At 64.4% G+C, this 25851-nt stretch carries 21 protein-coding genes, 1 tRNA gene and 1 pseudogene; 14 read left to right on the top strand and 9 right to left on the bottom strand.

Annotation, left to right across the window (positions count from 1 at the left end; genetic code table 11):
• Positions 1–23: 23 nt before the first annotated feature.
• The 5 genes from ADBZ9K_RS14535 to ADBZ9K_RS14515 are packed head-to-tail and all read left to right on the top strand — an operon-like array spanning position 24 to position 4522.
• On the top strand, positions 24–701 hold the full coding sequence (locus ADBZ9K_RS14535; RefSeq protein WP_526621625.1) for a type 1 glutamine amidotransferase domain-containing protein: 678 nt from the start codon (positions 24–26) through the stop codon (positions 699–701).
• Positions 593–1030, top strand: coding sequence for a putative quinol monooxygenase (locus tag ADBZ9K_RS14530; protein WP_526621623.1), 438 nt, complete (start codon positions 593–595; stop codon positions 1028–1030). The genes ADBZ9K_RS14535 and ADBZ9K_RS14530 overlap by 109 nt, the downstream gene beginning before the upstream one ends.
• Before the next feature lie 36 nt (positions 1031–1066).
• Entirely contained in the window at positions 1067–2461 is a 1395-nt protein-coding gene (locus ADBZ9K_RS14525) for an NADP-dependent succinic semialdehyde dehydrogenase (protein WP_526621621.1), read from the top strand.
• Between the two features lie 13 nt (positions 2462–2474).
• Positions 2475–3500 carry an aldo/keto reductase gene (locus ADBZ9K_RS14520; RefSeq protein WP_526621619.1) on the top strand — a complete coding sequence of 342 codons (1026 nt, stop codon included), beginning with the start codon at positions 2475–2477 and terminating at the stop codon, positions 3498–3500.
• A complete protein-coding gene (locus tag ADBZ9K_RS14515) occupies positions 3497–4522 on the top strand; it encodes an aldo/keto reductase (RefSeq protein WP_526621617.1) in 1026 nt (341 codons plus the stop codon). Before ADBZ9K_RS14520 ends, ADBZ9K_RS14515 begins: the two co-directional genes overlap by 4 nt.
• 17 nt (positions 4523–4539) lie before the next feature.
• On the opposite strand, the gene ADBZ9K_RS14510 is transcribed toward ADBZ9K_RS14515, so the two are convergent.
• Positions 4540–7404, bottom strand: a complete 2865-nt coding sequence (locus ADBZ9K_RS14510) for a helix-turn-helix transcriptional regulator (protein ID WP_526621615.1) — start codon at positions 7402–7404, stop codon at positions 4540–4542.
• Between the two features lie 547 nt (positions 7405–7951).
• On the opposite strand from ADBZ9K_RS14510, the gene ADBZ9K_RS14505 reads away from it, so the two are divergent.
• Positions 7952–8359 carry a hypothetical protein gene (locus ADBZ9K_RS14505; RefSeq protein ID WP_526621613.1) on the top strand — a complete coding sequence of 136 codons (408 nt, stop codon included), beginning with the start codon at positions 7952–7954 and terminating at the stop codon, positions 8357–8359.
• Between the two features lie 565 nt (positions 8360–8924).
• Here ADBZ9K_RS14505 and ADBZ9K_RS14500 read toward each other — a convergent pair.
• The 3 genes from ADBZ9K_RS14500 to ADBZ9K_RS14490 all read right to left on the bottom strand — a co-directional run bounded on the left by ADBZ9K_RS14500 (position 8925) and on the right by ADBZ9K_RS14490 (position 11253).
• Positions 8925–9560, bottom strand: coding sequence for a hypothetical protein (locus ADBZ9K_RS14500; RefSeq protein ID WP_526621611.1), 636 nt, complete (start codon positions 9558–9560; stop codon positions 8925–8927).
• Positions 9561–10685: 1125 nt separating this feature from the next.
• Positions 10686–11000: a hypothetical protein gene (locus ADBZ9K_RS14495; RefSeq protein WP_526621609.1), complete on the bottom strand. Its 315-nt coding sequence runs from the start codon at positions 10998–11000 to the stop codon at positions 10686–10688.
• Between the two features lie 100 nt (positions 11001–11100).
• The gene (locus ADBZ9K_RS14490; protein WP_526622651.1) at positions 11101–11253 is read right to left on the bottom strand and encodes an excalibur calcium-binding domain-containing protein; all 153 of its coding nucleotides are present in this window, start codon (positions 11251–11253) and stop codon (positions 11101–11103) included.
• A gap of 1345 nt (positions 11254–12598) precedes the next feature.
• On the opposite strand from ADBZ9K_RS14490, the pseudogene relB reads away from it, so the two are divergent.
• The 3 genes and pseudogenes from relB to ADBZ9K_RS14475 form a co-directional block, all read left to right on the top strand.
• Positions 12599–12766, top strand: a pseudogene (relB, locus tag ADBZ9K_RS14485) (type II toxin-antitoxin system RelB family anti-toxin); the annotation flags it as partial.
• A gap of 146 nt (positions 12767–12912) precedes the next feature.
• Positions 12913–13770, top strand: a complete 858-nt coding sequence (locus tag ADBZ9K_RS14480) for a GIY-YIG nuclease family protein (RefSeq protein WP_526621607.1) — start codon at positions 12913–12915, stop codon at positions 13768–13770.
• A gap of 133 nt (positions 13771–13903) precedes the next feature.
• A complete protein-coding gene (locus ADBZ9K_RS14475; RefSeq protein WP_526621605.1) occupies positions 13904–14515 on the top strand; it encodes a DUF6308 family protein in 612 nt (203 codons plus the stop codon).
• 227 nt (positions 14516–14742) lie between these two features.
• Here ADBZ9K_RS14475 and ADBZ9K_RS14470 read toward each other — a convergent pair.
• Positions 14743–14816: transfer RNA gene (locus tag ADBZ9K_RS14470), tRNA-Met, on the bottom strand.
• A gap of 168 nt (positions 14817–14984) precedes the next feature.
• On the opposite strand from ADBZ9K_RS14470, the gene ADBZ9K_RS14465 reads away from it, so the two are divergent.
• A complete protein-coding gene (locus ADBZ9K_RS14465) occupies positions 14985–15626 on the top strand; it encodes a hypothetical protein (protein WP_526621603.1) in 642 nt (213 codons plus the stop codon).
• Here the strand turns inward: ADBZ9K_RS14465 and ADBZ9K_RS14460 are convergent.
• From ADBZ9K_RS14460 to ADBZ9K_RS14450, 3 genes are all read right to left on the bottom strand, one after another.
• Positions 15623–16534, bottom strand: a complete 912-nt coding sequence (locus tag ADBZ9K_RS14460; protein WP_526621601.1) for a ribonuclease Z — start codon at positions 16532–16534, stop codon at positions 15623–15625. The genes ADBZ9K_RS14465 and ADBZ9K_RS14460 overlap by 4 nt on opposite strands.
• Before the next feature lie 12 nt (positions 16535–16546).
• Positions 16547–19552, bottom strand: a complete 3006-nt coding sequence (locus tag ADBZ9K_RS14455; protein ID WP_526621599.1) for a UPF0182 family membrane protein — start codon at positions 19550–19552, stop codon at positions 16547–16549.
• A gap of 102 nt (positions 19553–19654) precedes the next feature.
• Positions 19655–20677 carry a YlbL family protein gene (locus ADBZ9K_RS14450; protein WP_526621597.1) on the bottom strand — a complete coding sequence of 341 codons (1023 nt, stop codon included), beginning with the start codon at positions 20675–20677 and terminating at the stop codon, positions 19655–19657.
• Positions 20678–20880: 203 nt separating this feature from the next.
• Between ADBZ9K_RS14450 and ADBZ9K_RS14445 the strand changes: the two genes are divergently transcribed.
• The 3 genes from ADBZ9K_RS14445 (at position 20881) to ADBZ9K_RS14435 (ending at position 24509) form a co-directional block, all read left to right on the top strand.
• A complete protein-coding gene (locus tag ADBZ9K_RS14445) occupies positions 20881–22239 on the top strand; it encodes a zinc-dependent metalloprotease (protein ID WP_526621595.1) in 1359 nt (452 codons plus the stop codon).
• A 61-nt stretch (positions 22240–22300) separates the two neighbouring features.
• A complete protein-coding gene (locus ADBZ9K_RS14440) occupies positions 22301–23140 on the top strand; it encodes a bacteriocin biosynthesis cyclodehydratase domain-containing protein (RefSeq protein WP_526621593.1) in 840 nt (279 codons plus the stop codon).
• Position 23141: 1 nt separating this feature from the next.
• A complete protein-coding gene (locus tag ADBZ9K_RS14435) occupies positions 23142–24509 on the top strand; it encodes a macrolide-binding ATPase MABP-1 (protein ID WP_526622649.1) in 1368 nt (455 codons plus the stop codon).
• A 26-nt stretch (positions 24510–24535) separates the two neighbouring features.
• Here the strand turns inward: ADBZ9K_RS14435 and ADBZ9K_RS14430 are convergent, their stop codons facing one another.
• On the bottom strand, positions 24536–24805 hold the full coding sequence (locus ADBZ9K_RS14430; RefSeq protein ID WP_135428044.1) for a WhiB family transcriptional regulator: 270 nt from the start codon (positions 24803–24805) through the stop codon (positions 24536–24538).
• Positions 24806–25566: 761 nt separating this feature from the next.
• Between ADBZ9K_RS14430 and ADBZ9K_RS14425 the strand changes: the two genes are divergently transcribed.
• On the top strand, positions 25567–25827 hold the full coding sequence (locus ADBZ9K_RS14425) for a hypothetical protein (RefSeq protein ID WP_526621591.1): 261 nt from the start codon (positions 25567–25569) through the stop codon (positions 25825–25827).
• The last annotated feature ends 24 nt before the right edge of the window (positions 25828–25851 follow it).

The following is a 25851-nucleotide window of genomic DNA, read 5'->3' as shown; positions in this document are numbered from 1 at the left end:
CCCGACAACAGGACGGCACACCGATGAGCGTCCCCTACGTTCTCGTGGTCGCGACCAACGCCGCCGTGATCGGCCCCAACAATCGGCCGACAGGGTTCTTCTTTCCCGAGATCGCCCACCCCTTCGAAGTACTCGATCAGGCCGGTGTCGCGGTCGAGTTCACCTCGTTGGCCGGTGGTAAGCCGCCTGAAGACGGATTCGATTCCACCGACCCGGTGCAGACCGGGTTCCGCGACTCGAAGGCCTACCGCCGACTCTCCCGCAGTCGCCAGTTGGCCGAGGTTGATGTGCTGGATTACGACGCGGTCTTCATCCCAGGCGGATTGGGACCCATGGTCGACATCACGGGTAACCCCCACATCCAGGCAATGGTGAAGAGGGCATGGGACGCCGGCATGATCGTCAGCGCCGTCTGCCACGGCCCGTCCGCATTCCTGGGTGTGACACTCGACGACGGCACGCCACTGGTCCAGGGGCGCAAACTCACCTCCTTCTCGGCCGCCGAAGAAGACGGATACGCCGCCGATGACGTGCCGTTCGACCTGGAGAAGGCGCTGCGCGACGAAGGCGCACTCTACGAGTCCACAGATCCGTGGCAGCCGAAGCTCGTGGTGGACGGACGTCTGATCACGGGACAGAACCCCCAGTCGGGAACCCTCGTCGGGGAAGCGCTCGTCGATGCTCTACGCAGCGCGCACTGAGTTCAGTGTCCAAACCTGTGGTCGTCATAGCGCATTGGCAGATGTCGGCAGAATCGCGCGCCGCCGTCCTTGGTCTCGTCGGGGACTTGGCGGCCCGATCACTTGCCGAGCCCGGCTGCGTCGGTTACGAGATCTTTCAAAGCGTGGATGGGCCAACCCAACTCGTCCTGGTGGAGCGCTATGTCGACCGGGCCGCACTCGATGCCCATACGAGGTCGGTGCACTATCAGGAGCTGGTGGCCGAGCGGATACGTCCGCTACTGACCGACCGGCAGGTGCACTTCCTCGAAGCCGTTGACGTCGGACAGTCAGACGTGGACAACGGCTGATCACGACATTCAACTACTCAGGACAGGAGTTCGATCATGGCCATCGCGACCACCAATCCCGTTACCGGCGAGGTCCTCAAGACGTTCGATGAGCTCTCGCCCGAAGAACTCGAGGACAAGCTCGCCCGAGCGGCCGCAGCAGCGTCCTCCTATCGACGGACCGCGATCGAGCAGCGGGCCGGCTGGTTGAACTCGACGGCCGACGTCCTCGAACGTGATGCCGGCGCGGTCAGCGAACTGATCACCACCGAGATCGGCAAGACGCTGCGGTCGGCCAGAGATGAGGTCGGCAAATGTATTGCCGCGCTGCGGTTCTACGCCAAACACGCTGCGGAGTTCTTGAGTGTCGTCAGCGGCGAGGCCAGCGCGGTTGGTGCCCGAACGACGTACGTCACCTATCAACCGCTTGGCGTGGTGCTGGCGGTCATGCCGTGGAATTTCCCGCTTTGGCAGGCGATGCGATTCGCTGCACCCGCCCTGACCGCGGGCAATGTCGGCCTGCTCAAGCACGCCTCCAACGTGCCGCAGACCGCCTTGTATATGGAGCAGCTCTTCCGCGCGGCGGGCTTCCCCGATGACGTGTTCCAGACCCTGCTCATTTCCTCGGGGACTGTGGAGCAGGTGCTTCGTGACGACCGGGTCAAGGCAGCAACATTGACCGGCAGCGAGCCCGCGGGTCGGTCGGTAGCTGCGATCGCCGGTGACGAAATCAAAAGGGTGGTGCTCGAACTCGGCGGATCTGACCCCTTCATTGTGATGCCTTCGGCCGACGTCGAGCGCGCTGCCGAGGTCGCCGTCACCGCGCGGACACTGAACAACGGGCAGTCGTGCGTGAATGCCAAACGCTTCTTCATCCACACGGACATCTACCAGGCGTTTCTCGAAGCGTTCGTGTCCAAGATGAAAGCGCTGGTCGTCGGCGATCCCATGGAACCGGACACCGATATCGGCCCGCTGGCGACCGAGGCAGGCCGCGATGACGTCGAGGCGTATGTGGACGACGCCGTCGCCAAGGGAGCCACCGTACTCGCCGGGGGCAAGAGACTCGACCGGGCCGGGTGGTTCTTTCCACCGACTGTGATCACCGACGTGACCCGCGACATGCGCATGTTCGGGGAGGAAGTGTTCGGTCCGGTCGCCCAGGTGTTCCCGGTGTCGTCACTCGCCGAGGCTGTGGATCTGGCCAATGAGCATCCATACGGGCTCGGCTCGAATCTCTGGAGCGAGGACGAATCTGAGCGCGAGGCGTTCATCCGCGACATCCAATCCGGCATGGCGTTCATCAACGGCCACACGGCCAGCTATCCCGAAATCCCATTCGGCGGCATCAAACGCAGCGGTTACGGCCGCGAACTGTCCGATCTGGGCATGAAGGAGTTCATGAACGCCAAGACGGTGTGGATCGGCGAATCCGCATCCTCCGAGCGCTAGGAGCGGAGGAACGATGACTCTGCGAGATTATCTGAAGAACGGACCCCTCGGATTCGGGACGGCACCGCTGGGCAACATGTTCCGCGACATTCCGGACGACGAGGCGTCGGCGACAGTCGATGCGGCATGGCAATCAGGCATCCGATTCTTCGACACCGCACCGTTCTACGGCGCCGGGCTCTCGGAAATCCGTCTGGGACGCGAACTCTCCCAGCACGAACGCAACGACTACGTCCTTAGCACCAAAGTCGGTCGCATCATTCTCGACATACCGGATACCACTGCGTCGCAGCACGACGACGAAGAGGGCATTTTCACGCACGGCCGGCCCAACGCATGGGTCTACGACTACTCGCGAGATGGAACTCTGAAGTCCATCGCCGACAGCATGTCCAGGCTCGGCGTCGACCGATTGGACTTCGTCTGGGTACACGACATCGCCCAGGATTTCCACGGGGACGCGTGGCTGGCAAGCTTCGAAGCGGCCCGAACGGGTGCGTTCCTGGCGCTGTCTGAACTTCGAGAGCAGGGCGTCATCAAGGCATGGGGGCTCGGGGTCAACCGTACCGAACCGATCGAACTGGCTCTCGGACTGTCCGACTCGAGGCCCGACGCCAGCCTCCTGGCGGGACGCTACACGCTTCTCGACCATGAGCATGCACTGCAACGGTTGATGCCCGCGGCTCACGATGAAGGCGTCGACATCGTGGTGGGCGGTCCCTATAGTTCCGGAATCCTCGCCGGCGGGGACCATTTCGACTATCAGCGGGCGCCCGCGGACATCGTGGCGAAAGTCGGCAGGATTCGCGACCTCACCGCGAAGTTCGACATCCCGATAAAGGCTGCGGCACTGCAATTCTCGTTGGCACACCCTGCGGTGGCCGCGGTGATTCCCGGTGCCAGCAGACCGCAGCGGATCGCCGAGGACCATGCGGCGCTGGCCACCGATGTGCCTGACGACTTCTGGCACGAGCTGCGCGCCAGCAATCTTGTGTCTGCACTGGCTCCCCTTCCCGTCGATGCGCGGATACCGTCGTGACCTATTGTCCTGAGCCACATCGCTACGATCAGGCCCGATTCCGTCGGTGTGGAAGCAGTGCGCTGCGTCTGCCCATGATCTCGTTGGGCCTCTGGCAGAACTTTGGTGGTGTGAACGCCTTCGAGGACGGCCGAACGGTGCTGCGGCACGCCTTCGATCGCGGCGTGACCCACTTCGACTGCGCCAACATGTACGGCCCGCCCAACGGAAGCGCGGAGGCCAATCTCGGCAGGATCATCAGGGCGGACCTGCGGGCGCACCGCGACGAGTTGATCATCTCCTCGAAGGCTGGATACGAAATGTGGCAGGGACCATATGGGATCGGAGCATCCCGCAAGCACCTCATCGCCTCGATCGATCAAAGCCTGGTCAGGCTCGGCCTGGATTACGTCGACATCTTCTACGCGCACCGACCCTGGCCAGACGACCCGATGGAGGAGACGATGTCCGCCTTGGCAGACATCGTCCGCCAAGGCAAGGCGCTCTATGTCGGAGTCTCGTCCTTCAGCCCAGAGCGCACGCGACGCGCGGCTGAACTGCTTCAATCCGAGGGCGTGCGCCTGCTGATTCATCAGCCGTCATACTCAATGTTCAACCGGCACATCGAAGATGGTTTGCTCGACACTCTGGGCGAGCTGGGGGTCGGTTGCATCGGATTCTCTGCGCTTGCACAGGGTCTACTCACCGACAGATACGCCGACGACACCCCCTGCGCCAGCCGCGCCTCCGAACGGAGCACCTTCAGCACGGAATTCCTGTCCGAGGACAATCGTCGCCATGTGCGCGCGCTGGCAGGCATCGCCAGACGCCGAGGTCAATCGCTGGCCCAGATGGCGATCGCCTGGGTACTGCGAGACGCGGGCGTCACCTCTGCCCTGATCGGCGCGCGCACAGTTGAACAACTCGACGACTCGCTGAACGCACTGAATCAGCTGGACTTCACGTCCGGCGAACTCGAGGAAATCGATCAATACGCGCAGGAAGGCGGGATTGACCTCTGGCGGGAGACCTCGAGCCTGTAGCCCACAGGCAGCCCAGGTCAGCGGACGTGCACCGGCTGCGCGTCCTCTCCACCCCCGGAGGCTGTCTCCCGATAGATCCGCCGCAAATTCTCGCGCGAGCGAATGCTCAACTTGGCGAAGATGTTTCGCAGATGAGTGCTCACGGTGTGCGGCGAGAGCGACAAATACTCTGCGACCTCGCGGTTGGTCGCCCCTTCCGCGACGAGCTCGACGACCCGCCACTCCATCCTGGTCAGGCTTTCCCACCCGGTGCTTTCGCGCACGCGAACGACCCGACGATGCACACCCAATTGCGCCAACGCACGCCCGACACGACGAGCGTCCGCCGTGCTCTGCGCCTGGCTGAATGTGTCGAAGGCGGCGGCCAGATGAGCGACGGCGCGTTCTACGTCGCCGTTCTTGGCGAGCGCCACGCCGAGGTCCTCCGATGCGGCCGCGAGGAGAAATGGGCGCTCACATCCCGCGTAGGCGTTCACTGCGGCACCGAGAGTGGCGGCGTCGTCGTCGAGCAGTCCTCGAGCGTGCACTGACACCGCGGCGAACAGCGGTGCCGCGTCGCCGTCGGGGTCGCGGTCCAAGGTCTCGATCGCCGACGTCACGAGTTCGTGCAGCCGACCTCCCTTCGCACCTGCGGCAAGCCGAGCCGCAAGCACGGTGTGATCGAGATCCAAGGCGAGCAGCGGAGTTCCCAGCAGCTCCCCCCGCTGCTGGATGGCGTCTGCGGCCCGCGCGGCGTCGCCGTGTTGCCATGCAATGAAAGCCTGTGCACCACAGGCAGCCCGGCGACGGGCCGGTCCGCGCTCCACCAGGTATTCGGCCGCGAGACCGGCGATCCTGGCCAAGTTTCGGTCTTCGGTACGGGCGGCCAGCTCGGACAGCACGAACATGTGGACGAGGCCGGATACCCCGTTGTTCATGAACCGAACACCGTCGGGCAGCGTTTCCACCGTGCTGCGCGCCTCGTCCAGCCTGCCGTGGATTACCGCGCGCATCGCCGCCAGGTGCACAAAGTTCTGCGCGATCACGGTGTCGTCGGCTCGACGAGCCGCCTCAACGCCGCGGGTGATCGCCTCTGTCGCCTCGTCGAAGCGCCCAAGCGTCAGAGCGATGTTTGCATAATGAAAGTTCGCAAGATGCGCAACGGCAGTGCCGACGTCGCTGGCGCGGATCTGGCTGCGCACCTCCGCAAGGGTCGTGAGGCTTCGCGACGCGAGACCGCTGGCACACTCCGCATTGGCCAGCGCCAAGCCCGCCAACACCGCGACACTGGCGTCGGTCGACGACGCGTTCTTTGCTTCGATGGCCGCAGACCGGGCGCGATCGGTCTGACCGTCCATCATGACGTTGTACGCCAGCCAGCCAAGATGCTGTGCGCGCGTCTGCGGTGTGATGCCCGGAAGAGCCAGCGACTGGATATTTTCTTCGGCACGCTGCCCGGCAACGCGATCGGAAAGCTTGGACATGCTCAGCCGTATCAGGGCTTCGCACTCCTCGGGCAGCTCTGTGGCCAGTGAGGCCTCAAACAACTGCCTTGCTTCGCCGTAGCGCTGCGCCCGGTTCAGAAGCCAGATTGACTGTGCGACAACGCTATTTCGCTCGGAGTCGTCAGAGCGCATCAGCTTCATCGCATGGCAACTCATGTCGGCAGCACGTGACGGATCAGTCCTGGACAAGGATTGCACCGCCGTCAGCAGCGTGGTGACCGCTTTGCCGTCCCCGATGTCGGCACTGCGCGCGAGCTGCGGCGCGACCTCCTCGGCCGTCGCGCCGACATCGAGCAGCAGGTCGACCGACTCGCGCTCGAGCGCGCGGCGGACCGCGGCGGGAACCGCATCGCGAGCGGCATGGCGCACCAGGTCATGTTTGAAGCGCAACCGGTCGCCTGCCTCGCTGAGAAGATCGGCGCGTACCGCCTCTCCGACGAACTCGACGAGGCTGGATGGGTGCCGCTTGACCATCCGGCCCAGCAAGCTCGCCGAGAACTGATCTGGTAGTACAGCCGCGACGTGGACAAGCTGACGTGCGGCCGGCGAGAGCCGATCGAGTCGCTGCACCATGGTGTCGGTGAGCCGCCTGGGCACACCGTCGCCCTCCGTGGACGCCCTGCCCCCGTCGACCCGGACGCGACCTTCTTCCTCGAGGCCCTGCGTGAGTTCCAACAACAGGAACGGATTGCCGCGCGCCATAGACGTCAGCCGCAACAGATTCTCGTCCAGGTCGGCACTCAACACGTCCCGCACGATGTCCGCGGCTGCGTTCGCGCCGAGGGCGTCCAGACGAAGCCGCCGCGCGGCCGCCCCCCATCCCGTCATCATCGCCTCGGTGGTGTCGCGGACCATCGGGGCTTTCTCGCCAGATCTCGATGTCAGTACCCACGCGATCGGCAAGGATGCCAGCTCTTTCATGAGGACTCGGAACGCCATCAACGTTCCGGCATCCGCCCATTGGACGTCGTCGACGAGCACCAAGAGAGGCGTCTGCACCGCTGCGGATGCGATGGCCGAGTGCATTTCGCTGACGAGCCAGTAGTGGTGGTCGGAACCGGCGCTGAGCCTTCTCAGCGCCTCACCATCACCGATCGGAGGGTCGGCGCCGAGGAGCATCGCAAAGAGCAGTGCGAACGGCGCTGCCTGCTGATCCTCGAACGCCTTGCCGAGCAGGGGGCGAACCTCGCCAGACAGAGCCTTTGCGCCCATCTCCGACAGAAGGCGCGACTTGCCGATCCCCGGCGGCCCCTCCACCAACAGCAGGGAGCCGGTCCCGTTCTTCAAACCGGCGATGACATGGTCGACCACCACAAGTTCGTCGGATCGACCGCGCAGGGGCAATTCGCTGCGGGTCAGAGCTCGCCGCGCCGCTTCGTCGCGTTTCACGGCTGCCATGCGGTCACCTCTGTTCGCGCTCGGCCCGACCCAGCGGTCCTGCTAACGAGATGCCCCTTGGTGTTTCTTTTTGCAATCACCTGGGAGTGGGCACCTAAATGCAGGCTATCCAAATACTAGGCAGCTTTGTCCGTGGCGGCGGAACACCCCGGTGCTTGGCGGCTTCCGCATCGAACTCACGCAGCATCGTGTCGACGAGAGCTTTGGCGTCCGCATTGGTGTCGATCGGCTCCGGTATTCACGCGACGAACGCCATGGCCGTCGCCGCGTGAATACCGGAGCCGTAGGAGCCGCTCATATACTCGCGTTGTGGACGCCATGGATGTCGACCCAGTCGCACTCCGAACGCTCGCCGCAACCTGCCAGGGCTGGTCCGCTCAGTTGGCAGCAACGTCAGCGCCGGGCTCGTTGACCGTCGCATCGCAGACGACCGCAGCAGTGGTTGCCGCCGTGCACGCTGATATGAGGCTCTAGCCAGCATCGATCGAGCATCTCCATCCGGTGCGCGATCTCCGATACCAACTAGTCACCCCAGCTTGGGAGAGCCATGAGCGTCGTCCGCGTCAACTTCCTGCCCGAGTTCCACTTCGGTGACGACGCAGTGCTGCTAACCCTGGACGGCGACGGGCTCAAGACGTTCATGGCGGCCTTGGAACATGCAAGAAGCAACCGCTCATCGCAGCTTCTCCACGATGGCATCGAGCAGCAGTTCCACATCGAACCCGGTGCAGCAAGTGTCGAGCTCAGCCCTGAACGGGTGGTGTGGCGGCTCGACGAGGCCAAAGCAGCTGAGATCTCCGACGACTTGACTGCGCTGAGCACCCCGCGTGACGGCGGTAAGACGGCCGGTCATTTCTATGTCGATATGACCACACCCGCGGACACTCTCGTCATATCCCGGGACGAGTACACCGACATCGTCCATCCGTGGGTGTCGCCACAGCAGGCGCATTGATAAGAATGACCCCCGGAAGTATCCGGGGGTCATTCTCGCAGTAGCGGGGACAGGATTCGAACCTGCAACCTCTGGGTTATGAGCTGTCTCAATAGTTTGCTAGGTTCGTTAAGTCTCATCTATGCAGGTAAATGGCTATTGACATTCCGCGCTGTTCCAGGGCGACTCATTCATTTCGACCTGTTTCGGAGGGTTTTGTTCCCAAATTTGTTCCCAAATCGGAAGTCTTTGCGTTTGCGTGTTAGCTGGAACGCGGGTGGCGAGGCGGCGCGAGGCTGGCAAATTTGCACTCCTTTCGTGTCGCCGCACGGCGCATCGACACACCAGTCTTCCCGGTCCGTCAGCTGTCTCGGGCGACCGCGCAAGCGGGCATGGAGTTGACGACCGGCGGCATTTCGTTCGGCCGGTCGCCATAGATCCGGTCGCAGTTGACGAGTTCAGTGCCACTACCAACTCGGCAAGGCGAGATATGCCATCGGCCTGCTAATCGCGAACGCTTCGTACCCCCACTCGGCGCCCGCCCAAGCTGAGGAAGTTCTCAACAACAACCGACACTGACTGGCGGCTATTTGCCTTCGCTCGTCGACGTGGGAGGCAATGCTGTTGACTGCGGTGGTTGGGTGGCGACGGTTACCGATACCGGTATCGATGCCGAAATGTTGATGTTTGTGGTCGGAGGCTGCGGAGTTGGCGCAGGCCTGGGTGATCCCGCCTGCTCAGATGCCACGCAAATCGTCGCTGCGACTAACGACGCGACAGCAAGAATCTGTAAGACGCCAGCTGCGAGCAGGAATTTGAATTTCTTGTCGGTACCGGGACGTAACGATTTGAGTGCTTGCAAATTCGCAAATGCCGTGGCACCTCGTGCAGTGACCTCGGTATCGCCCCATCGCTTGCGCAACATCGCCTCGAGCGTGACATATTTTGTCCGCGTCATCGTCCATGGAAATCCTGCGACTACTGAACAAATCGCGGATACCAGCAGAAATGCCAGAGCAGCGACCACAAACGCCTTCGCCCACCCCGATAGCGTGAAATCCTTACCCAAAAGTACGGCGAACACCGCGAGAGTCAGGGTGACGAGCGCCCCGGCGCTGGTTAAGGTTTTCGACGAGCGTTCGTTAACAGAATCGCGGCGGGCGTGCTCCGCTGCGAGTTCGGCCTCGATGTATTCGCTATAACGAGTACCCTGCTCACTCATTTGTCGCGAGTGTCATCATCAGGGAGCTGGCTCCGGAGACCGATATCGAATTCAATCCACTCGACGTCGGGTGGCGGCTCCGGCCTCGGTGGCGGGATGTTTGCTTCTGGCTGAGAGTCCCCCGACGGTTCCGTACTCAACACCGCTCCCTACAAGAACATCTGAGCTTGTGAGTCGCCGTCGTCGAAGTCTGACGGCTCCGGGTCGGACTCGGTGGCAAGACAATCCTTCGACTTGAAAGGCGAAGAGGGGGCCTCGTAGATACCCGGTTCGCTTTCGATCCAGTCGACCTCCGGAGGAGGTTCGGTGATGCCTGGAAGGTTTTCACTTGGGTTAGTTTCCATTGACTTCTCCCAACTCAGCGAGAATGTGTATGCCGGAAGGGTACGACGATGGCCGAGGAAAAGGTAGATCTATTTCTCAGACGGCTATTCCCGATGGCGCGGCCGCCGCCCATGCACTGACGTAGGTGGACAGGCGCGTCGAACAGGATAGTTGCCGCGTGGGCTTCTTGAGTTTTGTTACTGAAGTGAATGTTGCGCAATGCCGCGAAGGCACAACCCGCCCGACATATCTGGCGAGTTATTGAATGAAAACTGAAGATCCACTAGGTAAACGACGAGAATATTGCCCTGAGTAAGGTCACGCGCTCCCCCAGCCATCGCGCACTAGCGATCGACGCCGCCTGGAAAACGCTCTTGTGGCGGGTCTCATTTGACATCCAGCCAAAGGACCTTCCGCATATGAAGCTGACTTAGACCCGCTAACTTTCTGTTTGCGCTGATCAGAGGCTTGCAGATGAGCCGGATTGGACCCTCTGGAGCACTTGGTCTGAATGTTTGGCCCTATGGAAATGACTCTCGGTGACCTTCCGTATTCGTGCATCTGGCGAGCAGAACTGCCTGCTCGCGACTCGGCCAGGCGTGGACAACTGATCGGCCCGGCGCCTAGCTCTCTACGCTGGCACTGGTTGCACCTCCTCAAGGCGAGATGCTCTGACCCCCAACGGCCGGGGTCAGGCCAGAGGGACATAGACCAATTAGTCCGCTCGCGTACTTGGGCGAAGGGTGTCGATACCAGCGTAGTAATTGGCGGCAAATCAAACCGGCTATTAATCAACGTGTCTCACCACAGCTGGCACATCGCTTGTGGCTTGTATGGCCCCCAGCCCTGCGCGGCCCAGTAGCGCTGCTTGTCGGGAACTTCGACAAGATTTTCTACATCGTGCTCATATAGAGAACCGTCTGGCGCATAGGTATTGCACCCGACCGAGATGTGTGGGCCCAACGGCACGATGATGTAGTCGGAGAAGCCGCTCAAATTTATCCAGCCACCGCTACAGAGTGTCTGTGGCGCGTTATCGGCAATGAAGTCCGTACACGGGCTATCGCTGTTGTAGACCGAGAACGTGCCACCGCCCACAGTGTCGTGATCAGCCACCGCAAGCGGAGCGAATGGGTTCCCCGTTAGGGCTGAAGCCGCCGTTCCGAGGCAGGCCGCGAGCTGGCGTAGGGCGCGGACTTTCTGGCGAGGGATCGACTCACCACTCGCACGCCACACCATCGCCGTCCCGATCTTGTTTCGAGCAATAGTGCGCACTCCCCTGGGGGATATCGCCTTCGCCATTCTGGTGCGCTTGTGTGCAGTTCACCCAGTAGCAGCCGCCACTGTCGCGTGGAAGAGGCGAGATCATCTCCACCGAGGCCGGAGCGGGCGTCTCAGCGAGAGTGGACGGTACGGCTCCCGCATGAAACGCGTGAACTGCCGGCGCAACTACGACACCCATAGCGAAAACACTGGCCAGTAACAGCCGACGAATCATCGTTGGACTCCGCTCCTTTTCACCTCAACCACGGCACATCGTAGCGGCGAGAAATGCGCAGACGGGTGAATTTGACAATCATGAAGCAACATTAGAGTCCCGTCTTCCGCGACTTCCATAAAGATGGGTCAACCGGCAAGAAATAGAGTGGAGTACTACGCGTTTTCTCGTGCGAATCCCGAACTATAATCTGCCTCGCGAAAGCCGACCTTGAACTATCCCCACTTCGCCGGACGACAATGTCGAAATCACGTATCTTGATGGCAGTATCAGACTCTCGCGGCTTGGCCGAAGTGGGCTGCAATAGGGAGGGAGATTCTGGTGGATCGCTGGCTTGTCCTCGTCGCAGGAGTGGTCGCTGGCGGGACGCTCCTGGCGCCTGCGGCACGGGCGGACGATGGCTGGGTCGCGGCTGCTAGCTCTCCAAGTCACGAGTCTTTAGAAAAAGTGTGGGGCGTCAACCAGGGCGACGCCGAATACAAAGCCCTTGCCCAGTGCGCGGTTCTTGAACGCGCCGATGACTGTGTCCTGCTTGCCTCCGGACCAGACTGTGTCGCAATCGCCTGGGATGGCGACGAACCGATCAACCACGCGCACGGCGCCTCGGGTGGCGGCCGGGAAGTTGTCATTCAGGCTGCGATGGCTGCGGCGGCCCCCTTCGGCAACGATCCATCGGCCCGCTGCAGCTGGGATCCACACCCCTAGGCCCGACCACAGTCATCGCCCTGACGGTTCTAGCGGAGCATCGCGAACACAGCATTGTGATTGCCTGCCACCTCGACGAGACGAATCGCTCAAGTATGACTAATCCGGCGAAGCCACAGCGCTTCCCGCAGTACTTGAACACGAACGCGTTTAGGGCCCAACCGCCGTAGCTTCTTCGCTATAGATGTCACCGTTTGTTGTGATAGCCAGGCCGCTACCGGTGACCCCATACGTGGTGCCGTCGGAGGGGTTCACCGCGATGAAGCCGTTCTCGACGAGTTGGGCGGGCAAGGTAATTCTGCCGTCGTCACTCAGCCGCCTCCCCTCATAGATGTATCCGCGTCCGAGGGCACAAACGACGACGGCAGACTTGGCTGTTCGCAGGACGAAGGCCCCCCGATTTGAACAACGGGGTCCGTCGAAGAAACCTAGCGAGTCAGCGCCCGGAACCGAACCCGAAGCAATCATGACCACACCGGCCAGTCAGGCCGCGTGACCGAAACTGTCACCTGATCGTGCAGCAGACCCGAGCGTCTCTCAGGCCCGAGTTTCCAACCTCGAAGGTGGCGACCTGTCGCACACCGAGCTTGGCACGCTTCAGGCGTACGTTGCCGCGCTCGGGGGGCAGCTGCGCATCGTCGCTGAGTTCGGTGATGACACCGTCGAACTGACGGCTTAAGCGGTCAGACGGTGGGGCGCCCGCCCGTTCGGGCACAGTGTCGAAGGTTGTCAGCGCCGGTGGCTGCGCGTCGGGACCCGGTTCAAATGAGCCCGGGGACAGGTCCTCCACGGCATACTGACGATCGAAGCTGCGCAAGGAGGGTCGTGGAGAAAGAACCGCATCACCAACAACCCGCCCTCAACCCGATACCCGTTCGTGGCCTCTTGGGCGATCTAGACCCGGCCAGGTGCAAACTCCACTGTGCGGTGTGGAACAAGTGGCAGCAGCCGATCGATGTTCTAGCCAGCGACTGGAACGAATGGGTTGGCTGGAGCCGGTGGCGTGGTGAACGGGACCACTTCAACCGAGATTTCATCTTCACGATGGCTCGCGACCCGAAGACTCTCGACCAATGGCTTTTCGGGGGCGTATTCGAGGTTGTCCGACGCAACCCGATTGCGAATGCGCGATCGTACGACCTCCAGCTGCGCGACGACCTTATGGGTGAGTACATCAAACGGCTAGTGGTCGCCTTCCGACCTCCGGGGCGTGTTATCCGGTTGAACTTGGATACTTACTTGGACCAGATGTCCGTGGCAGCCGTACACGAAAAGCCCTACGAGGGTGAAGCTTTCCCTGGCCACGATCTGATTAACCACACGCTGCGAGAATTGCGGATCGTGGTCGGACAGAACCGTCAGGACTGGCGGATCGCACTCGAATCCATGAAGGGCGTCTACGTCATCCACGACCAGCTGACCGGCGAACCCTATGTCGGCGCGGCCTACGCCGATGAAGGTATCTGGCACCGACTATGCGCCTACGCCGAAAGTCTCCACGGCAACAACGTGGGTCTGAAGGCGCTGGTTGAAAACAAGGGCGCCGACTACGCGCTCCAAAATCTCCGGTTCGCCCTACTTGAGTTCTGGTCGAATCGCACAGAAGACCAACGAGTAATCGACCGCGAAACCTACTGGAAGCAAGTCCTACTGTCGCGAACCCTCGGCAACAACCGGAACTAGCAGCGACGGGCGCTTTGGGCACCAGTGGGCCGGGACCTGTTTCGCCGTATGCAAATCACTCAGTCCAGGTAACCAATGAGTCTCTCGAGAGAAGATTGGCACGCCCACAAAGCACCTAGGCAGGAAGTCTGCGATGCGCACCTTCAGGATCGACTTAGGCGATTGGTTCAGCGACAACGCGCCTGATGTCCAACGCAATCTCCGCCGATACTTCCATGGCGAGCCAGGCGATCGGTTCACAGGTCGCTGGTTCGAGACCTTCGCCGCAATGGGCCATCCGGATGGATTCGAAGCGTCGGACCTGCTTGCCGTCGAAGCACTTTCGGTCAGCGTGAATGGCGAATCAGCAGCCGAACTGTTGATTTCTGAGAGACGAAGGGACTTCAACACACTGCTCGCGCAGATTCCCAACGATGATCTTTGGAAAGTCGATCGCGAAGACATCGGAGCCCATAGCCCTGCCGCCGAACTCTTTGCCGCGCTGAAGACACTCGACGGTGTTGGGTGGGTGAAAGCAGGCAAGCTCATGGCGGCCAAACGCCCGCGCCTGATACCGATCCTCGATCGGCACGTCAGGAAACTCTTGAAGCCTGCGAGGGGCGCTTACTGGGTGACGATGCAAACACAACTCAGTGACGACGCGGTCCGCGGCGAGATCGATCGCGTATGCGCTACCGCACCGGATGGCGTGAGCCTGCTCCGACGCATGGATGTGGCCTTCTGGATGCACGCAACTCAAAGCTGAGCTCAGCGTGCGGACGGCACCTGGGTGCTCCACGTCCGAGACGTTCACCTGGGCCTATTCGGGCCCAGCAAACATCCGACCAGAGCTGGAGAACGCTAATTCAACGCTCGTTGACCGCCCTTTGGGCTGCTCCAGGCCGGTAGTTAGACAGCCTTATGTTCCCAAACATGTTCCCAAATGGCATGAAAACGGCCCCCGGAGAGATCTCCGGGGGCCGTTCTACCTAGTAGCGGGGACAGGATTCGAACCTGCGACCTCTGGGTTATGAGCCCAGCGAGCTACCGAGCTGCTCCACCCCGCGATGGTGAACGCAACGTTACCGAACGCTGAGCGCCAGAACCAAATCGCGTGGTCAGCGCGCTGCAACCGCCCCGAAACGTCCCGCTAGGCGCCCATCCGACCGTCACCTTGGCCACACACAGCCCTATTGGCTTGCTTCTCGCGGCAGAAGTCGACAGGCTCGACGGAGATGAGACGAGAACACGCCACCCGTTATGCCGCGGCATTGCTGGTCGCCACCGTCGCATTCGGAGTCACCGGTTGTGACACCGAATCCGGTGTCACGAAAAGCAAACCCGCCGCTTCGATCCCCGCGCTGCCCGCTGTGACGGCGGCCACAACTACCACCAGCACCAAGCCAACCCCCACGCCGATCGACTACACCCGGCTGCTGCTGGAGGCCCGCGACATCTCCGGAACCCCCGATACCTACCTGCCGCAGCCCCCCACCGCCAACCCGGACAGCCGCCCCGGCGCCGAGGTACTGCTGGTGAACCAGGAGCAGACCAAGGCCGTCAGCATCCTCGTTGTGGCCCTGGATAACCCCGCCGCCGGACCGTCGGCACTCGCCGAGGCGCAAACCAGCCTGGCCAAGTCGGTGACAGCCGGCGCGCCCCAGCCCTCCCCGGTGGGCACCGGCGGCACCGTGGTGTCGGGCAACTCCCCGGACGGCTCCAAGTCGGTGACCGTGCTGCTGTTCACCGAGGGCTCCGCGCTGGCCCGGGTGGAGTTCGACGGGCTGCCCGGCCGGCCCGCGCCGACCGACTTCGTCACCAACGTCGGCCAAAAGCAGGCCATTGCACTGCGAGTGGGACTGCCCGCCTCGCCCTAGCGGCGCGACGGCACCGCGATCCGCATCAGGTCCTCGGCCACCATGATGTCGCCGGAGAACACGGCGGCGGCCTCCTCCCGATAGCGCTCGGCGGCGTCCAGATAGCGCTGGGAGAAGTGCGTCAACACCAACGTGCGTACCCCGCAGGCGGCCGCGACCGAAGCCGCCTGCCGAGCCGTCAGGTGGCCGTAACGCTGCGCCAGGTCTTCGTCCTGGCTCAGGAACGTCGCCTCGATCGCCAGTAGGTCGGCGCCGTCGGCCAACTCATACACCGCATCGCACAACCGGGTGTCCATGATGAACGCGAAGCGCTGCCCCCGACGGACCTCGCTGACCTGAGCCAGTTCGACGACCCGCTCCCCCACCCGGATCGCCGCGGCCCGCTCCAGCTCACCGACCGATGAACCGCTGATCCCGAAGCGCGACAACAACTCCGGCACAAACCGCCGCCCATCAGGCTCGACGAGCCGATAGCCGAACACGTCGATCGAGTGGTCCAGGGCACGGGCCTCCAGCACACCGAACGCCCCCACCGCCACCGGCCCGTCGCCGGTGACGGGCTCCTCGCGCACATCGACGGCGTCGTAGAACACCGACGCATGGCGCAGCCGGTGGAAGTAGTTGGCACCGGAGACCGGGAAGTGTGCGGTGATCGGGTGACCCACCCGATCCAGCGACGCGCGCTGGATCACCCCGGGTACCCCCAGGCAGTGATCGCCGTGAAAATGCGTGAGGCACAACCGCGTTACCGCCCCCGCGGCGACACCGGCCTTCACCATCTGGCGTTGGGTGCCCTCGCCGGGATCGAAGAGCAGCCCCTCGCCGTCCCAGCGCAGCAGGTAGCCGTTGTGGTTGCGGTGACGGGTCGGCACCTGACTGGCCGTACCCAGCACCACCAACTCACGCATGGCGCCCCACCGCTATTTAGCGGCCTCGTACTTCTTCATCGCGTCGTCAAGGCGTTGCAGCGCGTCGCCGTAGTCGGCGAAGTTGCCGTTGCGCTGCGCCTCCTGCACCGCGCCCAGCGCCGTCTCGACATCCTGCAGCGCAGCCGCTTTCGGCCCCGACAGGCTCGTTGGCGCGCCCGGGGTGGCGGGCACTGCCGCGATCGGCGAGGGCACCTCGGGTGCACTGCCGGGCACCGGTGTGGCCGGGGCGGCCGCCGGCGGACGCGAGCCCGGTGGCTGACCGCCCGGCGGGGTCGCCGGCGCGGGACCGGTGGCCGTCGCCCCGGCTCCGGCTCCGAAGATGCCGTCCAGCGCGGTGCTGACCGTCGGGCCGTAGCCGACCTTGTCGTTGTACATCATCGCCACGCGGATCAGGCGCGGATAGGACGACGCGGCGTCACTGCTGCCCGGCGAGGCGTACACCGGCGACACATAGATCAACCCGCCCTGCCCCACCGGCAGCGTCAGCAGATTGCCCCACCGGATCCGGTTCTGGTTGTCCCGGCCGATCACGCCGAGGTCCTGGCTGACCGCGGTGTCGGTACTGATCGCGTTGAACGCCAACTTGGGACCGTTGACCTGACCGGGGATCGTCAACACCGTGATCTTGCCGTAGGTATCGGGATCGGAGCTGGCACTGATGTAGGCGGCCAGGAAGTCGCGCCGGAACCGGTTCATCGCGCTGGTCAGCTGGAAGGACGCCGAATTGTCGTTGCGGGCAAGGTCTTTGGCCACAATGTAGTAGGGCGGCTGGTAGCTGCTGGCGGTCGGGTTCGGATCCAGCGGCACGTCCCAGAAGTCCGAGGTGGAGAAGAACGTCACCGGATCGTCGACGTGATACTTGGCCAGCAGCATCCGCTGAACCTTGAACAGATCTTCCGGGTAGCGCAGGTGCGCGGCCAGATCCGGGGAGATGTCGCTCTTGGGCTTGACGGTGCCCGGGAACACGCTCATCCACGCCTTGAGCACCGGGTCGCTCTCGTCCTGCGCGTAGAGCGTGACGGTGCCGTCGTAGGCATCGACGGTGGCCTTGACCGAGTTGCGGATGTAGGACACCTGCTTGTCGGGGGCCAGCCGGTTGACCGCCACCTCGTTGGAGTCCGCGGTGGCCGAGGACAGCGACGTCAACTCCGAGTACGGATAGTTGTCCAGGGTGGTATAGCCGTCGATGATCCACACCATGCGCTTGTTGACGATGGCCGGATACACCGTGCTGTCGGTCGTCAGCCACGGCGCCACCGCCTCCACTCGCTGGGCGGGGTCACGGTTGAACAGGATCTTGCTGTTGGAGCCGATCACGTTGGAGAACAAGAAATTCCGCTCGGCAAACTTGGCCGCGAACACCGACCGCGCCAGCCAGTTGCCGACCGGTACGCCACCGGTGCCCGTGTAGGTGTAGTTCTTGGTCTCGGTGTTGGTCTCGTAGTCGTACTCGCGGTCAGCGCCGTTCTTGCCGACGATCGCATAGTCAGCGGCAGTGTTGGAGATGACCGGTCCGTAGTAGACACGCGGCTGGTCCAGCGGCGCGGGACCGGGTGAGACGACGCTGCCGTTGGCGCCGACGACGCTGGCCAGGAACTCCGGATAGCCGCCGTTCTGGTTGGGGTCGTTGGCAATTCCGCGCACGGTGTTGGCCGGCGAGGCAATGAACCCGTTGCCGTGGGTGTAGACCGTATGCCGGTTGATCCAGTCGCGCTGGTTGTCGATCAGCCGGTCCGGGTTCAGCTCGCGGGCGGCGACCACGAAGTCACGCAGGTCGCCGTCGGGGCCCTGGTAGCGGTCGATCGAGAGCTGGTCGGGGAAGTAGTAGAAGTTCTTGCCCTGCTGGAACTGGGTGAACGCCGGGCTGATGATCGTGGGGTCGAGCACCCGGATGTTCGAGGTCGTCGCCCGGTCGGAGGCCACCTGCTGGGCGGTCGCCGGCGCGTTGCCGGTGTAGTCCCGGTAGGTCACATGATCATTGGTCAGACCGTAGGCCTGCCGGGTGGCGACGATACTGCGGCTGATGTATTCGCTTTCCTTCTGCGCCGCATTGGGTTTGACGCTGATCTGCTCGACGACCAACGGCCAGCCCGCACCCACGATCAGCGAGCTGAGCAGCAGCAGCACCAGACCGATCGCCGGAATTCGCAAGTCGCGCAGCACCAGCGCGGAAAACACCGCCGCCGCGCAGATCACGGCGATGGCCAACAGGATGAGCTTGGCCGGCAGCACGGCGTTGATATCGGTGTAGCCCGCGCCGGTGAACGGCTTACCGGCCCGACTGTGACTGAGTAGCTCGTAGCGGTCGAACCAGTACGCGACGGCCTTGAGCAGCACCAGCGTCCCGGCCAGTGCCACCAACTGGATACGCGCCGGGCGGGTCAGCGCGCCGGTGCGCCCGGACAGCCGCAGCCCGCCGAAGATGTAGTGACTGACCAGATTGGCCAGGAACGCCAGGAACACCGCGACAAACAGATACGACAACACCAGCCGGTAGAACGGTAGGTCGAAGGCGTAGAAGCCGAGGTCCTTACCGAACTGCGGGTCGGTGACCCCGAAGTCGCCGCCGTGCAGGAACAACTGCACCCGCGGCCAATAACTCTGCGCGACCACACCGGCCAGCAACCCGATCACCGCCGGCACCCCGATGCCGAACAGCCGAAGCCGGGCCATCACCGCGGTGCGGTAGCGCGCAACCGGGTCGTTGGGCCCGATGGTGGGCACGAACACCGGGCGGGTGCGGTAGGCCAGCGCCAGCCCGGCGAAGATGATCGACCCGACCAGCAGGCCGGCGGCGAGGAAGACGACCAGGCGGGTGATCAGCACGGTCGAAAACACCGAGCGGTAGCCCAACTCGCCGAACCACAACCAGTCGACATAGGCGTCGATCAGGCGTGGACCCACCAGGAGAAGCACCACCACCGCAAGCGCCACACCGATCAGAATCCGGCTGCGCCGGGTCAGCTTCGGCATCCGCGCGCCGGGCCGCATACTCACCTGTCAGACTCCTGGTTCTTGTCGGGCGGCGGCAACGCGCCGTGGCACAAGTACGGCCCCAACTCTACGCATCACCGCGCTGGCCCGATCCTGGACAACGGGCTAGCACGTGGGCGGACGGCCGCCGGAGGTCAGGGTGTGCAGCGAATCGACCGCCCCGCCGAGGGTGTCGACCTTCACCAGCTCCATTCCGTCATCCTGCATCGACTTGGCCTCGTCGCAGTTGTCGGCGGGCACCAGGAACACCGTCGCCCCGGCTTCCTGGGCGGCCAGCATCTTGTGGGTGATGCCCCCGATCGGACCGACCTTGCCGTCTTCGTTGATCGTTCCGGTGCCCGCGACGAACTTGCCTCCGTTGAGGTCTCCGGTGGTCAGCTTGTCGATGACGGCCAGGCTGAACATCAGCCCGGCCGACGGGCCACCGATGTTGGCGAGGTTGAAGTCGATGCTGAACGGCGCCCACGGGGCGTCGAGCACCGCGACCCCCAGATAGCCGTAGTCCCGGTCCTCGTTGGTGCCCAACGTGATGTGCGCGGTGCCGGCCGGGGCGTTCTTGCGTCGGTAGTCGATGACGATCTCCTGACCCGGCTTGGTGGCCTTCAACAGCGACGTGAACGCCGCAACATTGGCCACCGGGGTGCCGTCGACGGCGTCGATCGCGTCACCGGCCTGCAGCTTGCCGGCCGACGGGCCGGGATCGTTGACTTTCTCCACCCGCACCGCCTCGGGGTACTTCAGATATCCCAGGGCCGCGTACTCGGCGCTGTCCTCGGAGCGTTTGAAATCGGCATTCTGATCCTTCTCGACGTCCTCACGCGACTTCTCCGGCGGAAACACCAGATCCCGCGGAACCAGTTGCTCGCGCCCCGACACCCACAGGGTCAGCGCCTGACCCAGAGTGAGCCCGTCACGCTGGGCCACCGTGGTCATGTTCAGATGCCCGACGGTCGGCTTGGTCGCAGTGCCTTCGATGGCCACCACCTGCTTGCCGTCGACCTCGCCGAGGGTGTCGAACGTCGGGCCGGGACCCAACGACACAAAGGGCACCGTCACGACCGCCAGCAGCACGCCGAAGACGACGATCGGCACGAACGCCGTCATCAGCGTCAGAATCCGCCTGTTCACGCCGCCAAGAGTAGATCCGGCGGGCAGGAGCGAAGCGACCCGGGGAAAGGACCGGCGGGCAGGAGCGAAGCGACCCGGGGAAAGGACCGGCGGGCAGGAGCGAAGCGACCCGGGGAAAAGACCGGCGGGCATGAGGGCCCGGTTCACTGACAGCGTGATCGCCTCCCTGCCCGCCCACGGCATGGGGTGAGTACGGTTGAGGCATGGCTGACCTGCCCTTCGGCTTCTCCGGGGGAGACGACCCCGATCCCAACAAGCCGAAAAAGGACCGTGACTCCGGCCCCGGCGACCCGTTTGGGTTCGCCGGCGGCGACTTCAACATGGCCGACCTCGGCCAGATCTTCACCAAGCTCGGGCAGATGTTCAGTGGCACCGGCACCGCGATGGGCGGCGGCTCGTCGGGCCCGGTCAACTACGACCTGGCCCGCCAGCTGGCGTCGAACTCCATCGGGTTCGTCGCGCCGATCTCCGAGGCCACCAGCTCCGCCGTCGCCGACGCCGTGCACCTGGCCGACACCTGGCTGGACGGGGCGACCGCCATCCCGGCCGGGGCGACCCGCGCCGTCGCATGGACACCCGGCGAGTGGGTGGACGGCACCCTGGACACCTGGAAGCGGCTGTGCGACCCGATGGCCGAGCAGATCTCGTCGGTGTGGGCCTCGGCCCTGCCCGAGGAAGCCAAGGCGATGGCCGGCCCGCTGCTGGCGATGATGACCCAGATGGGCGGCATGGCATTCGGCTCACAGCTGGGCCAGGCGCTGGGGCGGCTCTCGCGGGAGGTGCTCACCTCCACCGACATCGGCCTGCCCCTGGGGCCCAAGGGCGTGGCGGCGCTGCTCCCCGAGGCCATCGAAGCGCTCTCCGAGGGGCTCGAGCAGCCCCGCAGCGAGATCATGACCTTCCTGGCCGCCCGCGAGGCGGCCCACCACCGGCTGTTCAGCCACGTGCCGTGGCTGTCGAGTCAGCTGCTCAACGCCGTCGAGGCCTACGCCAAGGGCATGAAGATCGACATGAGCGGCATCGAGGAACTGGCTCAGGGCCTCAACCCGGCCATGCTCGGCGACCCCGCCGCGATGGAACAGCTGCTCAGCCAGGGCATGTTCGAACCCAAGGCCACCCCGGAGCAGACCGCCGCACTCGAACGCCTCGAAACCATGCTGGCGTTGATCGAGGGCTGGGTGCAGACCGTGGTCGGCGCCGCGCTCGGCGACCGCATCCCCGGCACGGCGGCGCTCTCGGAGATGCTGCGCCGCCGCCGCGGCACCGGCGGCCCGGCCGAACAGACCTTCGCCACCCTCGTCGGCTTGGAGTTGCGCCCGCGCAAGATGCGCGAAGCCGCGGCCCTGTGGGAACGGCTCACCGAGGCCGTCGGCATCGACGCCCGCGACGCCGTCTGGCAGCACCCCGACCTGCTCCCGAGCTCGGCCGACCTCGACGAGCCGGCCGCCTTCATCGACCGCATCATCGGCGGTGACACCAGCGGGCTCGACGAGGCCTTCAACCAGGAGATCGCCGACCTCGACAAGGGCACCGACCCGGGCACCGGCAACCCGACGGCCTGACCCCGCCGGAGGCTGTGGATAACCCGAGGGGACACCGGCGTGCCGGTGGCACAGTCGTCAAATGCGGCGTTACGCACTCAACCCGACCCTGCCGGTGCTGCTGCGCCCCGACGGCACCGTCCAAGTGGGCTGGGACCCGCGCCGCGCCGTGCTGGTACGACCACCCGACGGGCTGACAGCCGCCGCGCTGGCGACGCTCCTGCGCGCCCTGCACGCACCGATGCGGTTGGCCGACATCCGCCGGTTGGCCACCGGGCACGGGCTGGCCGACCAGTCCGGCCTGGACGAGTTGCTGGACGCCCTGGTGGCCGCCGGTGCGCTGCACGACCGTGCCGCCGGTCCACCCGTCCGGGCCCTGTCCATCCGCGTACACGGCTGCGGCCCGCTATCGGACCTGCTCGTCGAGGCGTTGCGACGCTCCGGGGCGCGGATCGCCCAGACCAGCCACGCCAACGCCGCGGTGTCGGCCGGCAGCGCCGACATGGTGGTGTTCACCGACTACCTGGTCGCCGATCCCCGGCTGGTGCGCGACCTGCACACCGTCGGTGTCCCGCACCTGCCGGTGCGGATTCGCGACGGCGCGGGGCTGGTCGGCCCACTGGTGATCCCCGGCGTCACCAGCTGCCTGGCCTGTGCTGACCTGCACCGCACCGACCGCGACGCCGCCTGGCCGGCGGTGGCCGCCCAGCTGCGCGACGTGATCGGCAGCGCCGACCGCCCGACTGTGCTGGCCACCGCCGCCGTCGCGCTGGGCCAGCTGCAGCGCATCATCACCGCGGTGCGCGGCACCGAAGCGGCCGGGGCCCCACCGACCACTTTGAACACCACATTGGAGGTCGACGTGACCGCCAATACGATCTCGGCTCGTCGCTGGTCACGGCATCCGCGCTGCGGTTGCTGACATCGGTGGTTGCCAGCGCGAGCGCGTCGGGGATGATGGGGGGGTGGCAGACATCAGGCGCGGGCGCGCCGCACGCAATGCCAAGCTGGCCAGCATTCCGGTCGGCTTTGCTGGCCGGGCTGCGCTTGGCTTGGGTAAACGGCTGACCGGCAAGTCCAGGGACGAAGTCAACGCCGAGCTGATGGAGAAGGCCGCCAACCAGCTTTTCACCGTCCTCGGCGAGCTCAAGGGCGGTGCCATGAAGGTCGGCCAGGCGCTGTCGGTGATGGAGGCCGCCATCCCCGAGGAATTCGGGGAGCCCTACCGCGAAGCCCTGACCAAACTGCAGAAAGACGCTCCGCCGTTGCCTGCGGCCAAGGTGCACCGGGTGCTCGACGCCCAGCTCGGCACCAAGTGGCGGGAGCGGTTCACCTCGTTCGACGACACCCCAGTGGCCTCGGCCAGCATCGGCCAGGTGCACAAGGGGGTGTGGTCCGACGGCCGCGAGGTCGCGGTCAAGATCCAGTACCCGGGTGCCGACGAGGCGTTGCGCGCCGACCTGAAGACCATGCAGCGGATGGTCAGCGTGTTCAAGCAGCTCTCCCCCGGCGCCGATGTGCAGGGCGTGGTCGACGAGCTGATCGAGCGCACCGAGATGGAACTGGACTACCGGCTGGAGGCCGACAACCAGCGCACGTTTGCCAAGGCCTACCACGGTGATCCGCACTTCGTGGTGCCCCACGTGGTGGCCAGTGCCCCCAAGGTGATGATCACCGAGTGGATCGACGGCGTCCCGATGGCGCAGATCATCCGGGAAGGCACCGTCGACGAGCGGGACCTGTGCGGCACCCGGCTCATCGAGCTGACCTTCGACGCCCCGGCCCGCGTCGGGATGATGCACGGCGACGCCCATCCGGGAAACTTCATGCTGCTGCCCGACGGCCGGCTGGCCGTCATCGACTTCGGTGCGGTGGCCCCGCTACCCGACGGGCTGCCCGTCGAGCTCGGCATGATCATCCGGCTGGCCCGCGACAAGGATTACGACCACCTGCTGCCGACCATGGAGAAGGTCGGGTTCATCCAGAAGGGTGAGCAGGTCTCGGCGCAGGAGATCGACGACATGCTGCGCCAGTATGTGGCGCCGATCGAGGTTCCCGAGTTCCACTACACCCGCAAGTGGCTGCAGAAGATGGCGGCGGCCAACATGGCGGTCTCCACCCAACAGATCAAGACCGCCCGCCAGATGGACCTGCCCGCCAAACTGGCCATCCCGCTGCGGGTGATCGCTTCGACGGTGGCGATCTCCGCGCAGCTCGACGCCCATGTGCCGACGCAGGCGCTGGCCGCCAAGTTCATCCCCGGGTTCACCGAACCCGAACCCGTCGGCTGACGGATCCGGGCCCGGCGAAACCCCGCTCAGGCCGCGATCACGTCCTTGCGCGGACGGCCACGCGGACGCTTGCGCGCGACGATGCTGCCGCGTTCGACAATCTCTCCGCCCCAGACACCCCAGGGCTCACCGCGGTCCAGCGCGGCGGCAAGACACTGCCGCCGAATCGGACAATCCCCGCACAGGACCTTGGCGCGCTCCAGGTCGACGGGGCTCTCGGCGAACCACAGATCGGGGTCTCCGACATGGCACGGCAACACCGGCAGTTTCTCCCGACGGACTGTCAGTGCCGACATGTCCTCTTCACCTGCTTCCTGGTCGTGTGGCTTACGTATCTCTTCGGTGTGCGTTTCTGAAGGGATCCGGACCAGGAAATCTGGGAAAAACAATGGCCACGGATCCTGTGACTTCGGGTCCGTGGCCAGTGGCTGTGTCTGGGAGCTTTCCTAGATGAAGCTCCTGTCCACGGACGCGATGGTCGGGGCGGCGTTGGCGCGGCGCTTACGCTGCGCCGCAATAGCGGCGGCCGCCCCGGCGGCATGAGCGCCAAAAGCGGTGTACGCGTGCGGGGTCGCTGCAAAGACCTGGGAGGTGTGCGAGGACCACATGAGACGCGCAGAGCCGGCTACGCCATAGTCAGCGGTGCTGGAAATCATCGTCAGGCCCTCCCCTCGGTCTCAAAACGTCGGCACAGGATGTCGGATTCGAGGCTAAACCCTACCACCATTTCGCCACAAGCGATTTTCTGACCTGGGGTTTTGCCTTGCCGAAGCCCGGCGACCACCGCGGGCCGCCCCACACCCGTAGCTTGTGGCAATGGGGGCACCGAGCTCGGCACCTGGGTGGCGCCGGCTAACCGCCTGACTTGGACGCCGCCGGGCTTCGCGCACTCACACCGGTTCTACGGCAACACAGACGTCCGGCTCGTGGTCATCCCCGCTCAGCTGTGCGGTGAGCTCGCCAGCGCTCCCGGCGTTTTCAGCGTGAATCCCTTTCTGCGAGAAGCTATTCTGTCCCTAACCAGCCGCCACGACGATCGGTCCGACGCGTCAAAGGAATGAGCCTCGCTCTTCACGACGCCGATGTGTTCGCACGCGCTGTTATTCAGCAGGTGAACAACCACGACTCAAGCCTGCTCGACAGCTACTCACCGACGTGCCTGCGGCACATCTGGGGGGCGCAAATATCGGCCATGCGGATCACCGAGCTGATGCACAACGCCGGTGACCCTTCCTATGCGGGCCTGTTCCGCAAGCAGCTGGCCCGGGCGGAACCGGACCGAATGATCGAGGGAGCTGCCATGAGCGAAGTCTTCTGATCAGCGCCGGGCGACCGCCCCGGC

It is taken from the genome of Mycobacterium sp. (assembly GCF_965229265.1).
GTDB lineage: Bacteria > Actinomycetota > Actinomycetes > Mycobacteriales > Mycobacteriaceae > Mycobacterium.
This window is presented reverse-complemented; position numbering and strand designations above follow the sequence as displayed.

What these genes read in the sequence shown, in the direction of transcription:
- ADBZ9K_RS14535 (WP_526621625.1), top strand. Translation starts at nt 24, where the DNA reads ATGAGCGTCCCCTACGTTCTCGTGGTCGCGACCAACGCCGCCGTGATC.
- ADBZ9K_RS14525 (WP_526621621.1), top strand. Translation starts at nt 1,067, where the DNA reads ATGGCCATCGCGACCACCAATCCCGTTACCGGCGAGGTCCTCAAGACG.
- ADBZ9K_RS14520 (WP_526621619.1), top strand. Translation starts at nt 2,475, where the DNA reads ATGACTCTGCGAGATTATCTGAAGAACGGACCCCTCGGATTCGGGACG.
- ADBZ9K_RS14510 (WP_526621615.1), bottom strand. Translation starts at nt 7,404, where the DNA reads ATGGCAGCCGTGAAACGCGACGAAGCGGCGCGGCGAGCTCTGACCCGC.
- ADBZ9K_RS14505 (WP_526621613.1), top strand. Translation starts at nt 7,952, where the DNA reads ATGAGCGTCGTCCGCGTCAACTTCCTGCCCGAGTTCCACTTCGGTGAC.
- ADBZ9K_RS14500 (WP_526621611.1), bottom strand. Translation starts at nt 9,560, where the DNA reads ATGAGTGAGCAGGGTACTCGTTATAGCGAATACATCGAGGCCGAACTC.
- ADBZ9K_RS14490 (WP_526622651.1), bottom strand. Translation starts at nt 11,253, where the DNA reads ATGATCTCGCCTCTTCCACGCGACAGTGGCGGCTGCTACTGGGTGAAC.
- ADBZ9K_RS14475 (WP_526621605.1), top strand. Translation starts at nt 13,904, where the DNA reads ATGCGCACCTTCAGGATCGACTTAGGCGATTGGTTCAGCGACAACGCG.
- ADBZ9K_RS14465 (WP_526621603.1), top strand. Translation starts at nt 14,985, where the DNA reads ATGAGACGAGAACACGCCACCCGTTATGCCGCGGCATTGCTGGTCGCC.
- ADBZ9K_RS14460 (WP_526621601.1), bottom strand. Translation starts at nt 16,534, where the DNA reads ATGCGTGAGTTGGTGGTGCTGGGTACGGCCAGTCAGGTGCCGACCCGT.
- ADBZ9K_RS14445 (WP_526621595.1), top strand. Translation starts at nt 20,881, where the DNA reads ATGGCTGACCTGCCCTTCGGCTTCTCCGGGGGAGACGACCCCGATCCC.
- ADBZ9K_RS14440 (WP_526621593.1), top strand. Translation starts at nt 22,301, where the DNA reads ATGCGGCGTTACGCACTCAACCCGACCCTGCCGGTGCTGCTGCGCCCC.
- ADBZ9K_RS14430 (WP_135428044.1), bottom strand. Translation starts at nt 24,805, where the DNA reads ATGTCGGCACTGACAGTCCGTCGGGAGAAACTGCCGGTGTTGCCGTGC.
- ADBZ9K_RS14425 (WP_526621591.1), top strand. Translation starts at nt 25,567, where the DNA reads ATGAGCCTCGCTCTTCACGACGCCGATGTGTTCGCACGCGCTGTTATT.